At 42.6% G+C, this 24,786-nt stretch carries 22 protein-coding genes; all 22 read right to left on the bottom strand.

What is annotated here, in order from left to right; translation table 11 throughout:
- Positions 1-14 precede the first annotated feature (14 nt).
- The 22 genes from LIQ05_RS15315 to LIQ05_RS15415 all read right to left on the bottom strand — a co-directional run bounded on the left by LIQ05_RS15315 (position 15) and on the right by LIQ05_RS15415 (position 24,697).
- The gene (locus LIQ05_RS15315; RefSeq protein ID WP_226822059.1) at positions 15-851 is read right to left on the bottom strand and encodes a hypothetical protein; all 837 of its coding nucleotides are present in this window, start codon (positions 849-851) and stop codon (positions 15-17) included.
- Between the two features lie 73 nt (positions 852-924).
- A complete protein-coding gene (locus LIQ05_RS15320; RefSeq protein ID WP_055215118.1) occupies positions 925-1,287 on the bottom strand; it encodes a hypothetical protein in 363 nt (120 codons plus the stop codon).
- A 19-nt stretch (positions 1,288-1,306) separates the two neighbouring features.
- Complete coding sequence (locus LIQ05_RS15325; RefSeq protein ID WP_226822061.1) at positions 1,307-1,711, bottom strand: type IV secretory system conjugative DNA transfer family protein; 405 nt, start codon at positions 1,709-1,711, stop codon at positions 1,307-1,309.
- A gap of 143 nt (positions 1,712-1,854) precedes the next feature.
- Positions 1,855-2,739 carry an LtrC-like protein gene (locus LIQ05_RS15330; RefSeq protein ID WP_226822063.1) on the bottom strand — a complete coding sequence of 295 codons (885 nt, stop codon included), beginning with the start codon at positions 2,737-2,739 and terminating at the stop codon, positions 1,855-1,857.
- 6 nt (positions 2,740-2,745) lie between these two features.
- The gene (locus tag LIQ05_RS15335) at positions 2,746-3,540 is read right to left on the bottom strand and encodes a PcfB family protein (RefSeq protein ID WP_226822065.1); all 795 of its coding nucleotides are present in this window, start codon (positions 3,538-3,540) and stop codon (positions 2,746-2,748) included.
- Positions 3,524-4,909, bottom strand: coding sequence for a relaxase/mobilization nuclease domain-containing protein (locus LIQ05_RS15340; protein ID WP_148336038.1), 1,386 nt, complete (start codon positions 4,907-4,909; stop codon positions 3,524-3,526). The genes LIQ05_RS15335 and LIQ05_RS15340 overlap by 17 nt, the downstream gene beginning before the upstream one ends.
- Positions 4,900-5,241, bottom strand: a complete 342-nt coding sequence (locus tag LIQ05_RS15345) for a plasmid mobilization protein (RefSeq protein ID WP_002594670.1) — start codon at positions 5,239-5,241, stop codon at positions 4,900-4,902. The genes LIQ05_RS15340 and LIQ05_RS15345 overlap by 10 nt, the downstream gene beginning before the upstream one ends.
- On the bottom strand, positions 5,204-5,362 hold the full coding sequence (locus LIQ05_RS15350; protein WP_087203228.1) for a DUF3789 domain-containing protein: 159 nt from the start codon (positions 5,360-5,362) through the stop codon (positions 5,204-5,206). Before LIQ05_RS15350 ends, LIQ05_RS15345 begins: the two co-directional genes overlap by 38 nt.
- Positions 5,363-5,497: 135 nt before the next feature.
- Complete coding sequence (locus tag LIQ05_RS15355; RefSeq protein WP_118048411.1) at positions 5,498-5,917, bottom strand: DUF3846 domain-containing protein; 420 nt, start codon at positions 5,915-5,917, stop codon at positions 5,498-5,500.
- On the bottom strand, positions 5,914-6,876 hold the full coding sequence (locus LIQ05_RS15360) for a DUF3991 and toprim domain-containing protein (protein WP_226822067.1): 963 nt from the start codon (positions 6,874-6,876) through the stop codon (positions 5,914-5,916). Before LIQ05_RS15360 ends, LIQ05_RS15355 begins: the two co-directional genes overlap by 4 nt.
- Positions 6,877-6,896: 20 nt before the next feature.
- Complete coding sequence (locus tag LIQ05_RS15365; RefSeq protein ID WP_226822069.1) at positions 6,897-11,816, bottom strand: SpaA isopeptide-forming pilin-related protein; 4,920 nt, start codon at positions 11,814-11,816, stop codon at positions 6,897-6,899.
- A gap of 285 nt (positions 11,817-12,101) precedes the next feature.
- Positions 12,102-13,040 carry a ParB/RepB/Spo0J family partition protein gene (locus LIQ05_RS15370; protein ID WP_008789316.1) on the bottom strand — a complete coding sequence of 313 codons (939 nt, stop codon included), beginning with the start codon at positions 13,038-13,040 and terminating at the stop codon, positions 12,102-12,104.
- Positions 12,997-13,821 carry a ParA family protein gene (locus tag LIQ05_RS15375; protein ID WP_055157031.1) on the bottom strand — a complete coding sequence of 275 codons (825 nt, stop codon included), beginning with the start codon at positions 13,819-13,821 and terminating at the stop codon, positions 12,997-12,999. Before LIQ05_RS15375 ends, LIQ05_RS15370 begins: the two co-directional genes overlap by 44 nt.
- A 544-nt stretch (positions 13,822-14,365) precedes the next feature.
- Entirely contained in the window at positions 14,366-14,539 is a 174-nt protein-coding gene (locus LIQ05_RS15380; protein WP_002587789.1) for a hypothetical protein, read from the bottom strand.
- A complete protein-coding gene (locus LIQ05_RS15385) occupies positions 14,536-15,924 on the bottom strand; it encodes a zinc-ribbon domain-containing protein (protein WP_226822071.1) in 1,389 nt (462 codons plus the stop codon). Before LIQ05_RS15385 ends, LIQ05_RS15380 begins: the two co-directional genes overlap by 4 nt.
- 135 nt (positions 15,925-16,059) lie before the next feature.
- Positions 16,060-16,194, bottom strand: coding sequence for a hypothetical protein (locus tag LIQ05_RS19730; protein WP_264292785.1), 135 nt, complete (start codon positions 16,192-16,194; stop codon positions 16,060-16,062).
- Between the two features lie 305 nt (positions 16,195-16,499).
- Positions 16,500-18,533: a lysine--tRNA ligase gene (lysS, locus tag LIQ05_RS15390; protein WP_226822073.1), complete on the bottom strand. Its 2,034-nt coding sequence runs from the start codon at positions 18,531-18,533 to the stop codon at positions 16,500-16,502.
- A 13-nt stretch (positions 18,534-18,546) separates the two neighbouring features.
- On the bottom strand, positions 18,547-19,029 hold the full coding sequence (greA, locus tag LIQ05_RS15395; RefSeq protein WP_226822075.1) for a transcription elongation factor GreA: 483 nt from the start codon (positions 19,027-19,029) through the stop codon (positions 18,547-18,549).
- Positions 19,030-19,379: 350 nt separating this feature from the next.
- Positions 19,380-19,847 carry an Hsp20/alpha crystallin family protein gene (locus tag LIQ05_RS15400; protein WP_226822077.1) on the bottom strand — a complete coding sequence of 156 codons (468 nt, stop codon included), beginning with the start codon at positions 19,845-19,847 and terminating at the stop codon, positions 19,380-19,382.
- 532 nt (positions 19,848-20,379) lie between these two features.
- Positions 20,380-22,119, bottom strand: a complete 1,740-nt coding sequence (locus tag LIQ05_RS15405) for an ABC transporter ATP-binding protein (protein ID WP_226822078.1) — start codon at positions 22,117-22,119, stop codon at positions 20,380-20,382.
- Position 22,120: 1 nt separating this feature from the next.
- Positions 22,121-23,875 carry an ABC transporter ATP-binding protein gene (locus LIQ05_RS15410; RefSeq protein ID WP_226822080.1) on the bottom strand — a complete coding sequence of 585 codons (1,755 nt, stop codon included), beginning with the start codon at positions 23,873-23,875 and terminating at the stop codon, positions 22,121-22,123.
- A gap of 192 nt (positions 23,876-24,067) precedes the next feature.
- Positions 24,068-24,697: a TetR/AcrR family transcriptional regulator gene (locus tag LIQ05_RS15415; protein ID WP_226822082.1), complete on the bottom strand. Its 630-nt coding sequence runs from the start codon at positions 24,695-24,697 to the stop codon at positions 24,068-24,070.
- Positions 24,698-24,786: the final 89 nt, after the last annotated feature.

Genomic DNA, 24,786 nt, shown 5'->3' on the forward strand with positions numbered 1-24,786 from the left:
CTCAAAATCTCTCCTTAAAGTCCCATCATCTCTCGGATAATACGGTCAGACATTTTTACTGCACCGACAAGAACAAGCATATTAAATACCAATTCCCCGATATATGCCCACACCTGCGTAACTGCTGCTGCATCAGGATTCACTACTGGTGGCGATGAAGCAAATACGGAGAAAATAATACAAGCAAGTACAATGACTGCTCCCTCAAGCAGAACTGCACAATAGCTCTTGATAAAACTCTTGCCGACATTCTGTGTCGGTTCTCCTGCAAATGTGGAAAGCGGTATCGGTGCAAGTGCTGTGTACATATACAACTTGAAAAATCTTCCGTACACCGTCATTATCAGAATGAACGACAGCACCGTGATAAATAATCCTCCGATAAGCGTTACCGCCCACAATGGAATACTCTCGAAAAATCCGCAATCCTCTATGGTCGTTACCATTTCTGCGGGCAAAGTCGTCTGTTGTGGAGTTCCAAATCCGGCAGCATTCATAATGGTTGAAATCGTACCTTGCACGATATTAAATAGTGCAAGCATAAGCTCCATTCCGTATGTGATAACACCTTTCGCCAGTGCAAAACGAACAAAGAGTTTCAGTGCGTGTTCCGGTTTCTTCACATCTGTAAAACTTCCGCAGGTCTTTACCATACCTATCACGAAAAACAACACAAGCAATGCAAACCCGATAGCCTGAACTGCACCGTTGATGTCAACGATAACCTTCCAGATATTCCCGCCCTTAAAGTTCTGCGGTGTAGTTGTGATCAGCGTCCATATTTCCGACAGTTTTTCATTCCAAGTTTCAAGGGCATTTTCAAGATTTTGAACTACCCAGTTATCACTCATTCAAAGCACCTCCTTACAATTAAGGGGTGTACCTTAACTTGGCACACCCCTCGATAACTGTGTAACTCTTATCTTAACCTGTGATAAGAGTAAGGATTTCTTTGGCGAAAGTAATAATGACACCACCCGCAAGAGTCAGGAAGCCATTGGCTCTCTGAGAAGGGTCGTGAGATTTGAGTGAAAGACCGACCTGCACGATACCAAAGCCGAGCAAAATCATACCGATGGCACGGATAAGTCCGAAGATAAAGTCAGACAGATTATTGACTACGGTAAGCGGGTCATTCGCTGCAAATGCAGTCGTTGTCATTCCAAGTGCCAACGCACCGACAATGACCATTGTGCAGTAAGCACGGAAGCCTTTCTTAACCTTTCCGGTCATAGGCAGTTTCTTTGTTTCCTGAATGTCAGTTGCTTTTTTCTTAAAAATAATCATAGTTGAATACCTCCAAAATTTAATTTGTTTGATTTTTTATGAACAGAGCTTCCATCTCCTCATCGGAAAGAAGTTCCCAGTTCGTTTCTTCCATTTCCTTTTCAGGAAGTGTTGCAGGGTCAATGTCCCAAATAGCAATCGAAGCAATATCTTTTGTGACTTCTCCGTGTTTATAAGGACTTGCCTTTCCGTCTGTGGTAAGTGCCACATTCGGGTGTTTCATAATGTCATATTTGAAATCCATAATGGGTCTTTCCCCACGGATAAATAAAATAGCGTACTGATTATCGAGCATACGCACCTCATCAGGGGTAAGTAACTCTCTGCCGCTAATCTGATAGTTGGTGGAATAATTACCGCTTCTTCCGGTACTCTTTCCGAACGTGTTGGTATCAATGGTTTCCTTGCCCAACAGCTCCGACACATATTTATGGGTTGACTGCTCATTTCCACCAAGGTAAAGAAATTCATCATGAGGTAAGGTTCAGCTTATCCTTTGCAGGACTTGCGTCCCCTCCCTCCCAAAGCAATGTGGTAGAGTTTTTCTTTTTCCATATCTGTCCTCCGTTATCTCTCATATTCCTTTGAACGCTCCTGCTTTTTGCGGAACATTTCATCAGAGATATGACTGTGAATTTCTGCCATTGCATTTCGTGTCTTGGAAAGCTCCGCACGGATTTCTTTCGGCTCTTTGGAAGCCAGTCCCTCCGGAATACGGTTAATTGCAAAATTCTGTATATCTACGCCATACTTCTTGCAAATCATATATCCGATACACACTGCCTGAAAGCCCATATCCCTGCGGCTGTAACTTTCGCTGTTGATGGAAAGCTGTGCGTGTCCAAGTTCCTGAGCGACACACTGAGCAACTGCTACGCTGTCGCCCACATTCCGCTTCACATACAAAGTCTGCTTTTCATTATTATAGAAAGCTGCCATATTCGGATACGGAAGTTCATCGGTTGCCGCAACCTCTACCGGAGATACATCAAGCATTGTCGTGATAAGTGCTTTCGGGTCACGGTTTGCTGACACTGCCGGAGCTTTTCTTCCATTTGTCTGCGTAACATCAAATACCTTTTTGACATTGTAGGAAATACCCGGAGAACCATCTGCTCTTGTGTATTCCACTGGTTCAAGGATAGAAATACTCTTTGCCCCTTTGGTAATCTTCACATTGTCCTTACCCCAATCATCAAAATCTTTAAGCTGTGTCGCCTGCGGATACTGACTGTAAATAAGGAGAGCATTTGCTGCGGAATATCTGTCCATTCGACTCTGCGTATCAAGAAAGCTCTTGAACTTCTCAGGGTCATTCACAATCTCACGGGCAGCGTCATCAATCATCTGATAGACTTTTTCTTTTTCTGCTCGCTTCTTTTCTGCATACTCCTCTTTGGATAATCTCGGCTGATTACCGCCAGCCTTTGCGGGTTTGAAATCATTTGTCATAGTGAATTACCTCTCTTTTGTTTTGGGTTTCTTCTTCGGCTGACGGTGTACCGTCTGACCGTTTTTCTGCTGTGGCTTCTTACCGTCTTTCTTAACCTCCGGCTCTTTACGCTCTGCTTCTTTTTGCTGTTTTGCCTGTGCCTTGTAACGGTCAAGTTTCTCTTTGACCGATGGCTTTTCCACTGGCTTTGCAACACCCTTATCAGATTGCGTTTCTACCGGCTCTGAGTTTTGCCTTGACAGAGGGCTTTTGTCTGTTTTGGCGACTGAGGGGTTTGCGTTTGCTCGCTCCTCTTTCTGCATTGGATTTCTGACTGCTTCTTCCATAATGATTTCACTCTTGGATTTGGTCGGCTTTTCTTTCTCAACCGCTTCACGGTCTGCGATAGCCTTCTCTGCTTCACTGACAATCGAAGCCTTATCCACCTTGCCAAGTTCAAATCTTTCAACGATACGCTGAATTTTAGAAGCGTCCTCTGCTCTTGCAATAATATCTACCGGAGCGTTCTCTCCCTTTGTGTTCTTATCTCTGAGGACACAATAAAGAACGCCATAGCGTTTTGCCTGTTCGATAAACTTCTTCAAATCCTTTTGCGGAATGGAAAAGACTTTCAGCTCCTTGCCTGACTTAATCATATTGGTAAGCCTTGCTTTGCCCTTCGTCTTTTGTTCCTGCTTCAGAACCGATACCAAAAGCAATGCGATATTCTTCGCCGCCGAACCGCTTAATCTTGCAGCAACTTCAAATCCTTCAAGCGAAAGCCTAACGACCTGCTCTGCTGCGTCACCACCGTTGTTCATAGCGTGATTTCTCCTTTCTCTGCTGTTTTTGTTCCTCTGTTTCGATATGCTCAAGGTTTTCTTCCATAACCTTTGACCTCTCCGCAATGTCCTCGCAGAGTTTTACTTCCCGTCGGAGTTTCTTCAATTCTCCATTGATAGAAGCGATTTCATCTTTTGCCGCTTGAAGCTGACCATCATCAATATTTGTTCTTATCTTTTTTCGGAGATGTGTTCTTCCGGCAATCAGATTTTTCATCTGCTCCTCTAAGGAAGTCTTATATGAAAAAAGCTGTTCGTCCGTGGAAATATTTTCTCGTCCGAGCAGCCTTACTTCATCAGTAATCTTATCGAGCTTCATCAAATCATCTTTCAAAAGATAATGAAGTCTTGCGTTATTCTGTTTCTTATACTTGGGCAGATAACCGAGTCTGTAACAGTAATACAGATACAGCCCATAAAGTCCGCCTTTCTTTTTCAGCTTCTGCCCTCTGGTCTGCATACGGTACTGTCTTGGTTTATAAGTCGCCCTCTGGAACGGCTCAATCTCTGCCCATCTGTCACGATTTTCTTTGATACGCTCTACAATCCGGTCATTGGTATAATCTGCTCCGAGATTTTTCAGTCGTATCGGCTTATCGTATCCCTTTGGAATGACTGTCCAGTATTTTCGGCTTGGACTTAGGTTATAGGCATATCCCATTTCCTTGAGAGCAAACTGAAATTCTTTCAGGGTCTTGCTGTGGTCGATAGCATAATCAATGGCTTCTTTTGCAACCGAGTAGCGTGTCGGCATACCTGCCTTTTCTTTCATCGTCAGATAATCCGACTGCTTACTGCGGTTCGGATTCGGGTCATAGTAAAGTCCGTACTTCTCACAAATCCTGTCTGCAACTTTTCGGAATTTGAACCACGCTTTTTCCTCTCCCCACAAATGTTTGCCATCGACAAAAGAAATAGAGTTGATGACAAAATGACAGTGCAGGTGCTTTGTGTTCAGATGGGTTGTCACAACAACCTGAAATCTTTTCCCCCACACTTCATTTGCAAATTCCATTCCGATTTTCTGTGCCATCTCAGGAGATATATCTGTTTCCTTGAAACTCAAATATCCGTGATAGGCTTGGATACCGTCTGTCTTTTGGTACTGTTCCTTAACCGTTATGAACTGGTCACGGGCAATCGCCACATTACAGTTGATACCCTCAACATAAAATTCTCGCTCTGTTTTTTCTTCATCCTTTGCATAAGCAATAACATCAGCAAGAGCCTGATACTGTTCAGGTGAAAACTCCCTTTTGATATTTGCAGAAGTCTTTTCGGGATTGGTTGCATAGTCAATGACCTGACCGAGCCTTTCTGTTACCGACCACAACTTTGTTACTGCCATTTCATTTCGCTCTGATTTGGACGAAGATATGTCCTCTCAATCTCTGACTGGAACTTATTCCACTTTGCAGCTTCATTCTTCAGCATAGGTGCGTCAATGAAACCAAGTGTATTCGCTTTAGCCGCAAGCTGATTGATGTTATTACCGATAGAGGACAGTTCTCTCATCACATCATAGAAGCGGTCATCGGGTTTCTCTTTCGGCTCGTAACCTCTGATAAGTAAACGGATAAGTCCTGCTTCGGAAAGACAAGCCTTCTTTGCCTTTGCTGCCAAGTCCTGTGCTTCCTTGCGGTTAAAGCGTACAATCTTCTGAATGTTTCTCTTTCTCATAATCGGTATCTTCCTTTCTCTTTACTCTGCAATCTTTGTTAATCTGGAATAAGCACATCATCGTAACGCCAAGACAACTGCCGAGCAGTGTTCCGGCGGCAATAAGTAATAACTCTCTCAAATCAAGTTCTCCTTTCTCACGGGGTATTAGGGGCAACCCCTAACGAGCCTTTTACCGTTTGGGAAACTGTGTTTATCCAAATGGTCTGCTCGCTAAGAATAAACATCTCCTCCGGGTTGCCCCGTTCTCAGGCTACTATCTCTCATAATCCTTTGATTTCGGCTTAAAAGGTTCAGCCACGATATTGCCGCCCACATCCTTAGAAAAGCGTTCAGGATACTTGAACTGTTCCTTATACTTCTTCATCATATCGTCCGGCAAGCTCTGAAAGCTCTCACTCTCAGGCGGTGCATAACAGATAAAGAACTTGCCGCAGATAATATCAACCATCTCTTTCTTATCGTTGTCCTGCACATAAACAGCACGATTAAGCGGAAGTCCTCTCATCTTTCCTTCCTCATTACAGATGATTGCAACGTCATCATCAAAGGGCATATATTCCTCAATATCCCCTCCGACAACCTCCTGCATTGCTTCCAGAGTGTCGTCGATTACAATTTCCTTCGGGTACTTTTCCGGTTCTACCAAGAGAACTTTAATCTTTGTATCATTCATCGTTCTTCATTCCTTTCGTGTGTTTTTTTATTGTAAATTCCCATCCGCATACAAAGAAAATCGTTGAAGTCCTTACCTGCTTTTGGTGGTTCATCAACGATTTCATACTTATCCGGCAGAATGGTTTTTAAGGTCTGTGCTGCCTTTCTGCCCGCTATATCATTGTCAAAATGGATACGGATTTTCCTGACAGATGGATTACTGCCAAGATACTTTTCCAGTGCAATCGGTACTTTGCTGTCCTCAATTTTCTTTGCCGGAGAATACACCCCGGACAGCGAAACAAAGCTCATTTCTTTCCAACCCTGCCCGTTCAACTTCGCAAGCGTGGCATAGGATAACAGGTCTATGGCACACTCAAAGAGGTGTACTTCCTCCAAGTTTTCCTTACCAAGCCGAAAAGAATAATCTTTTTTACTGCCACTGCAATCGCCCATAATCCTACGCTTATTCGTGGAACGGTAGGCTGCATATTTCGGCTCTTTCTTCTCGTCATAGCCTACAAACACAACATTGTGATACGGCAGACTCTCAAAGATAAGGTCATTAGAGATACAGTAATTGATGATTTCAAAATCTATTCCTCTCCCGAAAAGATACTCTGTAATAACTCTGTTGGAAGCACATTTTTCAGGGAGAAGAAGCGGTTTGTTTTCCTCTTTTGGCTGTGGCTTTTCATAGACCGGAGCCTGAATCGCTGTGTGTCCGATAATGGTTTCCACCGCTTCAAGGAAGCTGTACCCTTTGACCTTAATCAGATAATCCAAAGCACTCCTGCCACCGATACCTCTCGACCACCATATCCATTTCCCATTTGAAATCTTCAAACTGTCGTGGGTTCTGGTGCAATAGGTGTTACCTGAAAACTTAACCAGCTCATACGGTTCATAATTTCTCAGATAGGTTAATAAGTCCATCTGCTTCGCCTGAATGATTAACTCAGGTGCGATAAATGGCATATCGACTACCGCCTTCCTGTTTATCTCTCATACGATTTCTCCTTTCTGCCGCCGACTGCTTCGCCCTCATCAGGCTCTCCGCCGACAATCTCATTTTCCTTTTTATCCATATTGAGCAGGATATTCAGCTCGTCAAGTCGGGCAGTTTTTGCCCTCAATTCTTCCTCCTTTGCAAACGGCTTTTCGATTTCCTGCTTCGCTGTTTCAAACTGTTTCTCCGTATTTTCAAGGCTGTTTTTCGTATCAGCAAGTGCTTCCTCAAAGCGTTCTATGCCGTTATCTATTCTCACGATATTACCATGAGCATCATCGCCAAGCGGTACATCTCTGCTTGTTTCGCCTTTTAATTTCACAACATAATTACGCTGCACCGTATCAAAATACAGTTCCATTTGAAAGCCACGGTACTCGCCAAGTGGTATCGCATCGGGACTGTTCATTGACTTGCAGGCATTGATGATTGCCTGACCAGCTTCGGCTTTTTCGGAATAAGAAACACCCGATACCATCATTCCAAGCGGCTGCTCGTCTATCGGTTTCGGGTGTGATTTTGCTGTTTCAACATCTTTGGTAAGTCCCTCTACACGGGATTTTAAGTAAGCAATCTGTTGTGGGTAGAACTTGATGACCTTATCCTCCAGTCCATATTTCTCCGATAAAAAATTGGATTTTAACATCTTTAGCTTCTGTACCTGAATGTCTAAGTCCATCTTTTCTTTGATATACGGATTGCCTGTTGCAAGCATTTTTATCTCCGCATAGGACAGTGCGGTTTCATCAATATCCTCTGCCGACCTGACCGGAGATTTGCTCGTCATAATCTGACTTGCGAACTTCTGCTTACCTTCCACAAGCTGATAGAGGTATGCATCAAAGGTCTGCTCTGTTACATAGCGGTAAATATCTACCTGCGGATTTTCATTGCCCTGACGGACAATTCTACCGGAACGCTGCTCCAAATCTGAAGGTCGCCACGGACAATCCACATCGTGAAGTGCGATAAGTTTGTCTTGCACATTCGTTCCTGCTCCCATCTTTTGAGTACCGTCTGAAGATGTCTTGACGATTTTCAGTGTTCCACGCATAGCTTCATTGATAAATCCAACACCAGCCTTATTCTCAACGGAATAAGTTGTTTCGTCTTTCTCAATGAAAACAGAGTATTCTCCCTTATCAAGCAGAAAGCCCTCTGGTGCTTTTGTTTCACGGACAATATATTTTCCGTAAAGCAGCTCTTTCATCTCATAAATTCCGGTTTCGGTTTCTTCAAGATTTCCGATAAGTTCATCGCCATCATCAATCTTTCCGTTCTCATTGGTGTCCTTATATACCTCAAAGGTTGCACCCGTAAGTTTGTTATCTGGATATTCAGCGTCCATCTTCGTGAGTCTGATATTGCCGTGAACATACTCATTGACAATCTCAATTTCAACTACCTGCTCGGCTTTGCTGATATTGACCTCATACGCTTTTTCATCAAGAACAAATCCCTTTGGCTGCTCGATTTCTCTTACAATCCATTTGCCATAAGGAACTTTTGCAAAAGAAAAACTACCGTCTTTTGCAGAGGTAGTCGTCATAAGTGCAGTATCCTTTGTAAATTCTGTTTCTTCGGCTTTGAAGATACCGATAACAGCACCCTCAAGTGCTTCTCCATTCTCGTCAATCTTCTTACCTGATACAGAACCATAGATAAGTTCATTCTTGATTTCTTTTCCGTCATTCACTTTAATTTCAACCGTTGCGGTATCCTGACCTGCGTATTCAAATACAACCGGATACTTCGTATCAGAGAGAATATAATGCTCATCGGTTGCAATCTCTTTGACATAGTATTTGCCAAACGGAAGGTCTGACTTCATAACAGCAGTTCCATTTTCATTTACGCTGACAATCTCAATCAGTCCATCAGCCGGAATAACGGTACCGCTTGCAGATACAATATCTTCTGCGGCATAAAGACCAAAGCTGATGTTTTTGATTTCTCCGTTGTCGCCAATACCAAATGTCTTATCCTTTTCAATGGCTTTTGCAAGGCTTACCTGAACTTTCTGTCTTTCGTTATAGAATGATGTGGAAGTTTCGGTAACAGAGATATTCTGACCTGCATAAGTAAGCTCAACCGTATGTGTTTCGCCACTCACTACCATTCCATCAGGTGCGGTAATTTCCTTGACCTCGTATTTTCCGAGATAAAGTTCTTTGCTCTTAACAAATCCATCGGAGCTTGTTGTGATAGTATCTACCACTTCGCCCTTTGAATAGCGGAGTGTACCGTCCGGTGTGCTAATATCTTCCGCAGCACGGACTTCATAAACTGCACCCTCAAGTCCTGCCACTTCATAAGCAGGCTGATAAATAACATCACTGTCCTCAGAACCACTTACATTGACACCACTAAATACTTCTCCGGTCTTTTCAACCGTGATAGTACCTTTCTGTGCCATATTCGGCTTATTGACTTTCACAACAGTTACGCCGCCTTCCTCTGTGGAATTTTCTTCGGTAATATCAAAATATACTGGAGTATCATCAAGTACATATCCGTATGGAGCTTGTACCTCTACGATAGAATATCCCTTGCCGTAATCCAGTTTCTCAGGTGTGACAAGAGAACCATTTGCGTCGGTATAGAACACATCAATCGTGGTCGGTGTCGGATAAGTAAATGTCATTTTGACCTGATTGCCCTGCGGGTCGTAAATCTTAAATCCTGCTCCTGCATACGGAATACTCTTTCCGCTTTCTGCGTCCACCTTGACTACATTGACAAAGCTCTCAAAGTTACGGTTATTGATAAGATAACGGTAGGTCTGTGCGTTCTGTGAAATGAACACATCAAAATCGTCCATCATCTCTCTGCCTTCCCAACCGGAAGTCTGGTGTACGGTATAAATACCATACGGCATATCTTTTGTCTGACCGAAGCCATTTTCATCGCAAACAATGGTATCTCTCTCATCTTTATTTGCTGCATCATAGCTTCCGGCAGATTTCAGATAAATCTCAAAGGAAGCACCCTTTTCAGGTGTTTCAATCTTTGTTTCTCCGTCATCGGTATGTTTGATGATAGCCACATTGCCTTTGATTACCTGCTCGGTTACATCATTGGAAGTAAGGTTGTGTTCCACCTCATAAAGTTTCGGGTCTGCACCTACTTCATGGATAGTCTTATCAAGCAAATATCCCTCTGACGGTGTGATTTCTCGGATTGTCCAGTCGGTATCACAAACATATTCTTTAGTAGTGAACTGACCGTTTTCATCAGTAACATACTTATCTACAAGCGTTTCGCCCTTATAGATACCATAAACTGCTCCCGAAAGTTTGGCATTGCCCTGTGCTTCGCCTTTCTCAGCGTCGCTCTTTGTGACTGTTACAGTAAACTTCTTCAAAATGTTATTGAAGTTTCTTGTGGTTACTTCTTTCCACTTCACTGGTGCAGTCTGATTTTTCGGTACGACATAACGGATAGCTGTGTCTACTTCTTCAAGGGTATATGGTTCAGAACCACTGATAAGCACATCTTTGAAAGTTGCCACACCGTTTTTGTCTGTAACTGCATACTGGTCAACAGCATCACCGGAAAGAGAAGTACCGAAAAGATGGAACTTCACACCTTCAACAAGGTTATCTTCTGAGGACTTCACTACCTGAAGGTCGCCACGCTTCAATTTGTTATTGAAAGTGACCTTTGCAATCTGTCCTGCTACAACAGTAACTCTATGTGTTTCCTGCGGCTCGTACTTATCGTATGACTGCTCGGTTACAGTATAGATACCCGGCATAAGGTTATCAATCTGGAACTTACCGCCATTAGCTGTTGTAACTGTCTGATTGATACCGTTTCCGGTAATCGTGAAGTTGATACCGTCAACCTTGCCGTCCTCACTGGTCTTTACAATCTGACAAGAACCATAGCTGACTTTCATCTTCACATAACCGTTGATACTGTCGCTTACTTCCTGAGCATAGCTGACAACATCCTGCACACTGGAGTTCTGACCGTGTTTGCCCTCTGACCATACAACCACACCTCTGCGGACTGCATTTTTCTTCGTTGCGGTAATGGTAAATTCCTTACTCGGTGCAGTATCCATAGAAACAGTAAGTTTGTTACCATTCACTGAAAAGCTCACTCCACTGATACTTGCCTTGAAATTATATTTGGACAGCACATTATTGGAATCTGTCAGAGTAGTTGTGTACTTGCTTCCGTTCCACTCAAGTTCTATTGTCTTTGCCGAACCGGATGATTTATTACAAAAACTCGGTATGGTCGCATGGTTCTGTACACTCTGCACCATACTGTTGTAATAACTGAAAATCTTATTGCGAAGCGGATGCTTTGCATTGATGACATCTTTCACATTGCTGCAACCACTGGCTGCTACATGATTGAAGTTCACATCACGCTCTCCGATAACAGTTTCCCAGATAAGAAGCTGTGTGGCATAAGCCTGTGCAATGCTGTTTGCTGCTGCTTCATTCTGTGACCTCCAAGATGTCGAGATTGTCCCACGGTAGCCATACTGTAAAATACGACCAACGAAAAGACGGATTTCATCTCCGGAAATAACCCCATTGGATGCAAGGTTATTAAAATAATTTTCGTCATACTTATTCATTGTCTGACCGACCTTGAGCGAAATTCCCGGCTCAATACAATAAGCAACATTGCCTGAGTATGAGCCAATAGCCTTAAGATTGGTAAAATAGGAACGTCCGGTATGCCAACCATTTTTCAAGGTCAAATTACTGTGTCCCCATACCCCATCGTAATTAGCATCGCCATCACGAGGGAAATCGACCATATAAACATCGGCTTTTTCTCCCGAAGCAGCATATGCTGTTGTCGAGCCAATGCCTGCAAAAGTGGTCACACACATAAGGGTCGCCAAGAAAAGCGACGTGACTCTTTTGAATTTTGACTTTATCATTGCGTTTCCTCCTGTAAAAATTGAAAAACACACCGTATCTCTACGATGTGCCTTTGTGGATTTTCTCTTACGACAAGATTTACCTGCCGAAAAACAAATGCGGATTTTTCGTTAATTTTTCATTTTACCATACACCTCCAGTCCGTTCATACTGTGCGATTGCCCCTTAGAGATAGACATATACTTTGAGATAGTTATATTCAAGTGAGATAATATATATCATTTTCGGTAGGTAGAAGTATAACTAAGGGGTTAGAGTGTGAGAAAGGGGAACTGTAACTCAGGCTATCTGCTGTCACGTTCTGCACGATTACGCAAAAACTTGTTGTAATGCTCCAATGCTTTGCAGACAAAATCCTCCGTCTGACTGACGGGAATGTTTTTCGGGATAAGCTGTCTTACTCTGTCGCCCCTCAACACGATTTTTTCCTTTTGGTTCGGCTTTTCCTCAGACATAACAGCGTGGATTGCTTCGGTTGTAAGGTTGCCCTCGTTGAATAACTTTCGCATACGGATTGTCTGGTCGTGTGACGGGGTAGCGTCATTCAGGTCGATTTCGTCAACCACATCACGCTGGCAATCTTCATCGAGATAAGAAAGTTCTACGGCAGGACGCATTTTAATACGCCCCTCGTCAACAAATTCAAGCAGTTCGGGAACAAGGTTTGTCAGACGCACATATCGGTGTATCTGATTTCTGCTGTCCCCTGTTTCCTGTGCAATTTGTTCATCGGTTCGTAAATTCGTCCCCACTGGGGACACATTTTCTTTTCTTGGTCTGCCTGCTTGTCTTTTCATTGCTTCCAAACGCATTTTATACGCAAAGGCTTTTTCACTCGGCAATATCTCTGACCTCTGGAAATTACTTTCAACCATTAAAATGGTCGCTTCATCTCTGTTCAGGTCTACAATCTCACTTCTCAGGGTTTCAAACCCTGCCAGTTCACACGCTCGCTTTCGTCTGTGTCCTGAAACAAGTTCGTATCTGCCGTCCTCTTTCTGCCTTACCGTTGCCGGAGTAATAACCCCTCTTTCCTTGACACTCTCCACAAGCTGCATCATATCTTCATCGTCCCTGACCTTAAACGGGTGGTCGGGAAAATCATCAATCAGCTCCAATGGAATATCTCGGATTTTTGAAAGCTGTTCTTCATCTCTCTGTGCCTGCGTGGTAAATAAATCATCGAGCTTCGTGAGAGTGAAGTCGCTCTTTCTTCCTGCCATCAGCTAACACCTCCTTCGTAAATTCGGTGTATGCCTTAGACACCGTACTGTTTGGCTCATAAGCAAAAATGCTCTTTCCTTTGGAAGAAGTTTCTGCGGCTTTTACAGCAATCGGAATAGATGTGCGATACAGTTTAATCTGATTTCCGAAATTCTCCCGCAACGCTTCCACCGTACTTTTGGCGAGGTTTGTGCGGTTATCCACCAAAGTGAGAAGCATACCGTCTATCTTAATGTCCTGATTGATATACTTCTTGACTTTTGAAATGGTCTGCACAAGCTGGGTCATACCCTTAGCCGGCAAATACTGTGCCTGCACCGGAATAATCACGCTGTCTGCCGCAGATAAAGCATTGAGTGTTACCATACTCAGTGAGGGCATACAGTCAATCAGAACAAAATCATATCTGTCTTTGACCTGACTTAAATAATTCCTCAAAGTGGTTTCTCTGCTCATAGCGTTCATTAGGTTATATTCCATCGCCGAAAGTTCAAGGTTCGCCGGTAAAAGGTCAACGCCTTCCTCGTGATGCAGGATACCGTCTGTCGGGTCATTCATCGTTTCACTAATCACATCTGTAAGTTTCGTTGCAAGCGTGATACCCAAATTGTCTGTATCTCTCCAGCCGAGACAGGTGGTTAAATCTCCCTGTGGGTCTGCGTCTATGAGCAACACTTTCTTACCCTGCATTGCAAGCCCAACGCCAAGATTAACCGTTGTCGTTGTCTTTCCGACTCCGCCTTTTTGATTGCATATGGCAATCGTTTTGCAGTTTGACACCTCTTGCGTCCTCCTTTCGATTTATTCATAGCCAATAAAAACGGCTATGTACTTGACCGTTTCATTTCCTAAACGGTCGTGGCAATATTTATTCTCAATATCCCTTGCCAAGCATATCGCTTTCGGGAAGTCGTTAAGGAACAGGCTGCTTATCTGTATCATAGGAATCTAACCTCTGCCGGGTACTCCGCCAGCTCCGTAGAGAAGTATCATTATCTTTCTGACTGTCATCGCCATATCGGTTGCAATCCGATACTCATAGCAGGAGTTCTCGCTGTTCTGAAATTTTCAGAAGTTTTGGCGTACCCACTAAAGTGGCTATCATCAAAATTAAAGTCTTAACGACCTGTGTATTCAGTTGTCAAAGAACAGGTGAAAAGGCTTCCGTTTTCATCATCAGGAAATAACCCCTTCACTCATTGCACAAAAGGCTTCATTTTGGACACCCAAAATCGCTGCTTTTCCGAAAAAAAATCCAAAAAATTTTTGACAACAAAAAAGCCGCCTGTTTCGGTTAAAAAACAGACGGCATAAATGCTTGAAATTATTTGATTTTCAGTTTCTTTTTCCTTGCGGACAGCACTTTCAGAAGAACTTCATCTACTGCGTCGGTGTATCTTCCTTGTACTATGAGGTTGTTTTTCAGATTGATAAGCGACTGTATCACTCTGCTTTGCTCATCATCGGTTAGATAAATGTGATATTTCTTTTCTCTCATCGGCTGTTCCTCCAGTTCTTAAATATTTTCCTGATTATCTTAACATCTTCTTCTGTATCGGAAGATATAAATATATGTACGCTCTGAAATGCCGCTTTGATACGCTGTGCATATTCGGGTTCCGCTTCGTTTGACTTCATCGGCAACTTAATGAGTTTGATTCCACGTTGTTTACAGAGATGTTCCTTTATTATATCTATCTTCTCCGAGTCCGTATTCACTTGAATGGCAACCTGCTCCAGTGGGATATATACATCAAGTGGAATGCCGAATAACCTATCAGAGCCAAGTTCAACTTTCAATCCTTTCAAATTGGCATAATAACTGATTACAAGAGCCGGGAACAATGACAGATACTCCTGCTCACATATTCTGCACCCTTTTACGAGAACAGTACGCTCGTTTATCTTCATACTCCAAGAATGACCGTATCTGCATTGCCACCATGCTCTCTTTGCTGAATTTCTTGAAACTTCCGTCGGCTTCAACTTATTTAATTCATAATTCCATTCTGTCAAAAGCTGCTTATCTGTCGTAGCCAAATCATTGTATCCGGCAAGCACTTCTCGCTCTGCACAGACAGGGCAAACCGTTCCTTTCACACGGGCATTGATAACTGATTTCCACTCGTTTCCACATTTTCTGCAATGCCACCATACATTTTTCCTCGACTTTGCATTGACTTCATCCGGTTGCAGAGGATAGTTTTTCTCTGACCATTCTTTGGCTATCTGTGGGTGTGTACTTTTTAGGTCATTCCTGCCTTTTATAAATGTATAGCCACTGCAACAAGGACATTTACTGCCGCCTGAACGTGTAGAGATAAGCGTATTCCATTCATAACCGCAGGTTCTGCACTTCCACCAAGCCTTGCTGTTTGCAAACGCCATAACTTCGGTAGGCTTCTTTTCATTCTTGTCCGACCATTCATTTGCAACTTCCGGGAACAGGGTTGCAAGGTCATTAAATCCGGCAAGAACTTTATTATGGGAGCAATACGGACAGCCTGTTTTGTTGATGGTTCTGCTCTTTACAGTGGCTATCCATTCGTGTCCTAATTTACACTTCCATATCACTTTCTTGTGTGAGCCGATAGATACCTCTGTCGGCTTGATTTCATTTTTCTCTGACCACTCCGAAGCCAATTCCGGCTTCAATGTACATAAATCGTTAATTTCCTCAATCACTCTCGCACCGGAGCATATGGGGCATTTCTCGCCACTGGAACGAGCCTTTATACTTGTTTCCCATTCGTGACCGCAAGCACCTTTCCACCATACTTTCTTATTCGAGCCGAAAGTCACGCTGTCCGGTGTCAGCGGTAAATTCCTATCCGACCATTCGGCAATCAATTCGGGATGTACTGCCGCTAAACTGTTACTCATATCAAAACCTCCACTTCCTCTGTGATTAGAGTATATGAAGTTTCGGCTTTTTCTTGTAGTTTGCGAATCTCAGTAAAAATAAAAAAGCCCATCAAGAAAAGATTTTTCTTCTCTCAAAGGGCAACATACGACCGATTACTCATCATCTATATGTAATCGCTGATTTATTTCTTTTACCAATTCTTTAGGGTCTTCCGTTCGTAATCTTTTTGCAAACTCAATCATTATTTCCTGTTCTTCCTTGCTCATTTGCTCAAACATATCTGCCATCTCTTTTTCTCTCGGTGTCAATCGCATATACATTTCTTGTTTCTTATTCCTCCGATTTTAAGCTCATACAATATCGTATCGTCAGGAACATCTTAACTGTTATCCATCTTCTGTGCAAACATCGGTTTATAACGAAAAAATGGGCAATCCCGATTGGAACTGCCCATATATCTTGAAAATTATGCGATTTTTAAGGCTCTGCACCGTTTCAAGCACCATTTGGTGTAAATTTGGTGTATTTGTGTATTTTCAGAGCTTTTTCACAAATGAAGTACATCCCGTTTTGTAGGGTAAAACGGTACTTCTTAGTAGAGCTTTGCACCTGCCGGAATATGGTCATCTACCATAAGCAGATGGAGCTTTTCTTCGCCTTCTTCTTCGTGTACTGCACTCAGAAGCATACCGCAAGAATCAATGCCCATCATTGCTCTTGGGGGAAGATTTGTGATTGCGATAAGTGTCTTACCAACAAGTTCTTCCGGCTCGTAATATACGTGAATACCGCTTAAAATGGTTCTATCCGTGCCTGTTCCGTCATCAAGAGTGAACTGAAGGAGTTTCTTTGACTTCGGTACTGCAACACACTCTTTAACCTTTACAGCTCTGAAATCAGACTTTGAGAATGTATCAAAATCAACATCTTCTTCAAATAAAGGCTCAACCTTTACCTTAGAAAAATCAATCTTTTCAGGTTTTGAATTTGGTGTAGAAACTTCTTTATCCTTTACACCATTTTCGGATTTTACACCACCGAGGGTCTTCATTGTCGGGAAGAGCAGTACATCACGGATGGCCTGGCTATCGGTGAGAAGCATAACCAGACGGTCGATTCCGTATCCAATACCACCTGTCGGCGGCATACCAATCTCAAGTGCATTCAGGAAGTCTTCATCTGTATGGTTAGCTTCCTCGTCACCAGCGTCTGCAAGAGCATCCTGTGCTTTGAAACGCTCGCGCTGATCGATCGGGTCGTTCAGCTCGGAGTATGCGTTACACATCTCCCATGTGTTGATGAAAAGCTCGAAACGCTCTACCTTGCTCGGATCAGTAGGTTTCTTCTTGGTCAAAGGAGAAATCTCGATCGGATGATCCATAATGAATGTTGGCTGGATCAGCTCTTTCTCGCAGTATTCCTCGAAGAAGAGATTGATGATATCACCTTTCTTGTGACGCTCCTCATACTCAATATGATGCTCAGCAGCAAGCTTCTTGGCAGCTTCATCATCAGGTACCTGATCGAAGTCGATTCCTGCATATTTCTTGATTGCATCGTTCATAGTCAGACGTTCGAAGGGTTTGCTAAGGTCAATCTCAATACCATTATAGGAAATCTTCGCAGATCCGCACACCTTCTCTGCCAGGTAACGGAACATGGATTCCGTAAGTTCCATCATTCCTTCATAATCTGTATATGCCTGGTAAAGCTCCATCAGTGTAAACTCTGGATTATGGCGGGTATCAACGCCCTCATTACGGAATACACGGCCGATCTCGTAGACTCTCTCAAGTCCGCCTACGATCAGTCGTTTCAGATAAAGCTCCAGGGAAATACGAAGCTTAACATCTTCATTCAGTGCATTGTAATGTGTCTCAAATGGTCTGGCAGCTGCACCACCAGCATTGGAAACCAGCATTGGAGTCTCTACTTCCATGAAATCACGGCCAGCAAGGAAGTTACGGATCTCCTTGAGGATCTGGGAACGTTTGACAAATACGTTCTTGCTCTCCTGATTCATGATCAGATCCACATATCTCTGACGATAACGCATATCTGTGTCAGTCAGTCCGTGGAATTTCTCTGGAAGGATCTGTAAACTCTTTGATAAAAGAGTCATTTTCTCTGCATGGATGGAAATCTCTCCAGTTCTGGTCCTGAATGCAAAACCTTCCAGGCCGAAAATATCGCCAATATCAGATTTCTTGAAATCTGCGTAAGAATCTGCTCCGATGGCATCCCGTGCTACATATACCTGAATATTTCCCTGTAAATCCTGGATATTACAGAAAGAAGCCTTACCCATAACACGCTTGAACATCATACGTCCAGCGATGGATACGTGAACCGGGCTTGCGTCCATGATGGCTCTTCTCTCTTCGTAGTCCTTCTTGAGAGCTTCCTTCGCCTGCTCCTCGTCAAGACCAGCTATATCCAGCTCTTTACGGTCTTTCAGAAGCTCAGCCTCATGTGCTTCATAGATGTTCTTTACTTCCAGTGAATGGTGGGTCTGGTTAAATTTTGTTATCTGAAATGGATCCTTGCCATTCGCCTGAAGTTCTGCCAGTTTATCACGGCGTACCTTCAGCAGCTGATTCAGATCCTGATTCTTCTGCTCTGCCACTTTTGTGCCTCCCTTAGATATTACGCTGGATTTCCAGCACTTTGTACTTCATGATACCGGTTGGCAGCTCTACTTCTACGATATCGCCTGTGTGTGCGCCGATCAGGGCCTTTCCTACAGGAGACTCGTTGGAAATCTTACCTTCCAGGCTGTTTGCCTCGGAGGATCCAACCAGCTTCAGTTCCATATCTTCTTCAAATTCGAAGTCATGTACTTTCACTTTACATCCTACGCTGATCTTGTCAAGGTCTACTTCGTCCTCAACTACGACCTCAGCGTTCTTCAGGATCTTCTCGATCTCTTCAATACGTGCTTCGATATCTCTCTGCTCATCTTTAGCTGCATCGTACTCTGCATTCTCGGACAGGTCTCCCTGCTCTCTTGCTTCTTTGATCTTACCTGCTACTTCTTTTCTTTTTACTACCTTTAAATCATGCAGCTCTTCTTCCAGTTTTTTAAGTCCTGCATAGGTTAGTAAGTTCTTCTTTTCTTCCATTATAGCCTTACTCCCTTTCATTCCGGCGGCGCCCATCGCCCCGTATCATACACTTCTTATATGCTGTTTCTCCTGGAAAATTCCATTTACTATGAAAAGCCTGGGCCTGATACCGTCTGTCCATAGCAATGTCCGCTGATACGAACATTTTTTACCCCAAAGGGTACAAATTCACTAGGATATTCACAGTTTCATCATTATAGCTAAATCAAGGGGTATTGTCAAGACAGAAAATAGGGAAAAAAAAGCGGAAAAAAAGATACCGCAGAACCACTTTTTTCTGTGATTCTGCGGTATCCCGCTTCTTATTTATATATTCTTTCAGAATGTACTTCTGAAGGGGAAAAACTTTATCCTTCAATGGCGATGTGTTTCTTCTCTTCTACTGCCGGTTTCGCTTCTTTCTTCGGAACGAACAGTTTCAGGATACCATGCTTGAACTCAGCCCTTACATCCTCCTGCTGGATATCCTCGCCTACATAGAAGCTTCGGCTGCAGGCACCTGCGTAACGCTCCCTACGGATGTAACGACCAGATTCTTTCTCCTGCTCGTCTTTGTCCAGACCCTTCTCAGCGCTGATGGTCAGATAACCGTTCTCCAAGGAAGCCTTAATTTCATCCTTGGTAAATCCAGGAAGATCAACAACCAGCTGGTATCCGTTATCCATTTCCTTAATATCGGTCTTCATAACGTGGCTGGCTCTCTTACCATAAAGCTTCTTCTCGGTATCTTTCATTGCTTTATCATCATAATAGAATGGAAAATCATTAAAGAAATCATCAAATAAGTTCTCTCCAAAAATACTAGGCATTAACATAAGTCATCTCTCCTTTTTTATATATGCTGCTTACCTTGTTTCTTGGAACTCGGGTGGTAGGGAATTCATAGAGCTTTCATCTTTCGCTCTCTTTTTATCCCCTTCCTTTGTTCTAGTTGTAATATAGCACATGTTATTAGCACTGTCAAGAGGTGAGTGCTAATTATTTTGTGAAGAATTTGTGAAGCCTTGATTTTACAGGCTTTACAGGGATTTTCCACTTGCTTTCGCACTCGATTTTCTTGATTTGACCACATTTTTACGACAAATCTTTGAAAAAATATATTCGTCTGATTTTCTTACCACATTTTGCGACAACGACTTATGGTTTATACCACAGCAGGTACGGTTTCCGGCAGATTCATTTTAGACATCTCATTCTCCACGTGAGACTTCTCTGCAATATGATTGTAGACATTCATTGTGATCTGTGCATCTGAATGGTCCCAAAACTCAGTGAAACTTAGCAAAACTTAAATTAAATCTCTTTCAGACAATTCAATTTGGATATTCACCAACTGTGGATTATTTCTCAGTGCACCAGTTTCCAACTTACCGCCTGCTGCCTTGCATCCACAAATCTCTTATAAATACCTTCCTGTTTCATTAATTGCTCATGTGTTCCCTGCTGTGCAATTCTTCCTTTTTCAACAACCACAATCTGGTCTGCATGTCTGACTGTTTTTAATCTGTGGGCAATCATAATAATCGTTTTTTCCTTTGTAAGTGCATCTACTGCATCCATCAGCTCCTTTTCATTCTCCGGATCAACATTTGCCGTTGCTTCATCCAATATGACGATTGGCGCATCCTTCATAATCGCTCTGGCTATCGAAATACGCTGCTTCTCACCACCGGAAAGTGTGGCTCCTCCTTCTCCAATCACTGTGTCATATCCATTCGGAAGTTTGCTGATGAAATCATGACAACATGCTTTCTTCGCCGCTTCCACCACTTCCTCATGACTTGCACCCTGGCGTCCGAATTTAATATTATTCTCAATGGTGTCTGCAAACAAATACACCGACTGAAACACAAATGAGAAATTACTCATCAGACTGTTCATGCTGTAGTCTTTTACATTTACACCTCCAAGTGTCACTTCCCCGGAATCCACATCCCAGAACCTGGCAATCAGATTGCAAAGTGTTGATTTTCCTCCACCAGATGGTCCAACGATTGCTGTCGTCGTTTTCTGCGGAATAGAGAGCGATATATCATCAATGATCTTCCGTTTGTCATAAGAAAACGAAACATTAGAAAGTCTGATATCGTAATTTTCCGGCTGTATTTCTTTACCGTCGATATCCATGGTATCCAGCTCCAATATTGCATTTGCTTTATCTACACATACGCTTACCACATGTAAAAGAGATGAATAATTTCCTGCACATTCCAGACTGGCATAAAGCATAAATGCTGAAATTGTCATACCGATCGCATAGACCGCACTCATAGTTCCATTAATATAAAAATATGCACTGCAAGCCACGATCACAGCACCTGTAATTTTGGTTATCACACTTTGCAGAAAATGATAGGGCACAAACAGCATTTCCATCTTTGTATTGATCTTTTCACATGCTTCATTTGCATCATTTAATCTTTTCGCCTGTTTCCCAAGCAAGTTATATGATTTAACTTCTGATATTCCCTGCAGATACTCCATGATCTGGTTTACAAGCTCCGTATCGCATACCACTTTTTGCTCTGAATCTTTTTTACCCGCATTCTGCATCACAGAATTGACCCCAAAGAAAATAAGTACTCCTGCTGCAGCTATCAGTCCGATTCTCCAGTCAAAAATAAACAGCATAAGAATGATCATTGATGTTTCCAGAATTCCCTGCATTGTCAGCATAACCACTCTCGCAGCCACATCGCCAAGTATTTCCATTGTATTGGTTGTAATGGAAGAAATTTCCCCGATACTATTGGAATTGAAATACCCCATCGGCAGATATCGCAGATGTTCTGCAATCTTGATTCTCATAAAAGCACTTGCATTATATCCTCCCTCTGTCTGAAGCACTGTAGAGTATCTCTTGCAGATTACGTCGACTACAATTGCAAGAACCATAATCGCAACTGAGCCTCCAATATATTTTCCTGTCGGTTTCCCACTCAGCAGACCAATCAGTATGTACATAATAGCCGGAATCTTCATTGCTGAGGCAAGAGCCTCTATGAGACCGATCACTATCGACAGTTTAAATTTATTGCCATTTTCCCTGCCTGAAAAACGAAAGAATTTTGCCAGAATCCCAAACATATCATTCTCCCTCCTTCACCGTATCTTTTACAGAAATATGGGCATTCCACATTTCCTTATAAAGCGGGCATGACACCAGAAGTTCCTCATGTGTGCCATGTGCTGTTACATTTCCATCATTTACAACAAAGATCTGGTCACTGTCCTTAACAGTAGAAAGTCTGTGTGCTATTACGATCAGAGTCTTCCCTGCTACCAGTTTTGCGATAGAATTCTGCAGAATTGCCTCATTTTCCGGATCTGTATAGGCAGTTGCCTCATCAAGGATCACGATCGGAGCATCCTTTAACATTGCTCTTGCAATGGAGATACGCTGCCTCTCGCCACCTGACAGATGTCCTCCTGCACCTCCTACAACCGTATCAAATCCATTCTCCAACTGCATGATAAATTCATAGCATCCACTTTTCTTTGTCACCTCGATGATCTGTTCATCTGTAGCATCCGGATTTCCCTGTCTGATATTTTCACGGACTGTTTCATTAAACAGATAATTGTCCTGTGCAACATATGCAATTTTCCGATTAAAATCTGCAAATGCCAGTTCTTTGACATCAACTCCACCGATTTTGATGCTTCCGGAATCCACATCCCACAGGGACGCAATCAGCTTTGCGATGGTCGACTTGCCGCTTCCGGAAGGTCCTACGATTGCATTTACCGTTCCTGCTTTCAGCTCCATAGTTACTCCGTGCAGGATTTCTTTGTCGTGATAACCAAATCTGACATCTTCAAGAGTAACGGAGTTATCTTTTGGAACACTTTTACTTTTCTCTGGACGTTCAAGCTCCGGCTGTTCCAGAATTCCTGCCACTTCACCAACAATCACTCCAATCTTGCCAAGATCATCTGTATAGGAACCCACTGTGATCAACGGTCCAACGATTCCAAGTGATAAAATAATGCAGATGACAAAATCTGAAATCGCAAGTGTTCCATTGGCTGCATAATGTGCCCCAAATGGCAATACCGTAAGAAGCGTATAAGGTGTGACCACCATCATCAGTCCATGAAAGATCGAGCACCGTTTCATCCAGGAAATAAAGGAATCTGCATAAGCCATAGCCGCCTTTGTAAATTTTGCATAAGAACTTTCTGTCTTTCCAAATGCCTTGATCACTTCGATTCCGTCAATATATTCCACTGCCGCATCATTCAGATCTTTTGTTGTCTGAACCGTTCTCTCGAAGCTTGGTTTATAATCCAGCATCATTCCAAAATAGGAAAGAAATCCCACTATAACCGGCACCAATGACCAGAGTGCCAGTCTCCAGTCTGTCAGGAAGAAATAAATCAAAATCACAATCGGTGCCAGCAGATTGGACGTGAATTCCGGGACAATATGCGCCAGTGTTGTCTCGATACTGTCGATTCTTTCCACCATAATATTTTTAAATGTACCGGAAGGTGTGTCTTTCACATAGCCAAGAGGTACCCGCGCCAGCTTGTCACAGCAGGATTTTCTTATATTTGCAAGTACTGCAAACGTTGCTTTATGTGACAATGCTGTCGAAAGTGAATGAAGCAGTTCTGCAATGATAAACGATAATGCAATCAGAACCGCTTTTGCAAGATATATTTCAAACTCCTTTTCACCATTTAAAAACAGCTTTACTACATCTGCAATAATAAAATACGGCAAAATCTTAAAAATCACATTTTCTATTGCAAGTAACACACTCCACACATAGGCAATTCTTTTTTGTCCGGCCCACGTCAGGATCCAGCTGAATGCCGACTTCTTTTTTTCTTTCACATCTGTTCACTCCTTACGTTCGTTTTATTGTTTCGTTTTATTGTTTTACCTTCTGTTAGTTCGCACTAACCAGTATATAATAAAATAGGTGGTTTACTGGCATCAACCACCTGATATTATTATCCTGTCTGAATTTTATTCAGAAATCCAGAACCTGCAACACACATAACCTATTCAGAATTCCTGCATCAGTTATACTGGAAACTCAATATTCCACAATCGTTCCCAGCCACCTGTATTGAATTCTTTCAGCTGATGCACATTTTTCTTTGCAGTCTCCCTGTCTATATCATGCTCAATGATCTGAAATACTGATGAAAAAAATCCCGTATAGATCATATGCATAAGGCTTTCCTCTACAATCGGTATTTTCACACCGTTCTCTTTCATCTTTTCCATATAATTCAAGCTGGACTTCATTTCCCGCTCTACCATATTGTGTATGAATAGTTCAAATTTTCCACTGTCTCCGCATTTCAACAATAATCTGAAATTATCATAATGATCATAGATATAATCAACCATCTGCTCCATCCCATCACTGGATGTATCCGACATATTCCTTGTCTGATCACTGGCAGAAAGCTTTTCAAACTCCTCAACGATCTGGTCATAAATCTGATAAATATGTTCCATATAAGGATCCGTCAGTGCATCAAAAAGTGCCTCTTTCGTCGGATAATATTTGTAAAATGCGCCAGTAGTAAGCCCTGCATCTTTTATAATGTTTCTTAAAGATGCTCCGGTCAGACCATCTTTCAGGAAATGTTTTCTGGCTGTATCTAGTATTTTTTTTTGTGTATCTTCTGCTTTCGTCGACATTCTTTTCGTATCCTCTAAAGTTCTTTTCAAAAATGGGGATGTGAAAAAACTCGATTGAGTTTTTTCGCATCTCCCTTTTTGTACCTGTT

The organism is Blautia glucerasea (assembly GCF_020537505.1).
GTDB lineage: Bacteria > Bacillota > Clostridia > Lachnospirales > Lachnospiraceae > Blautia_A.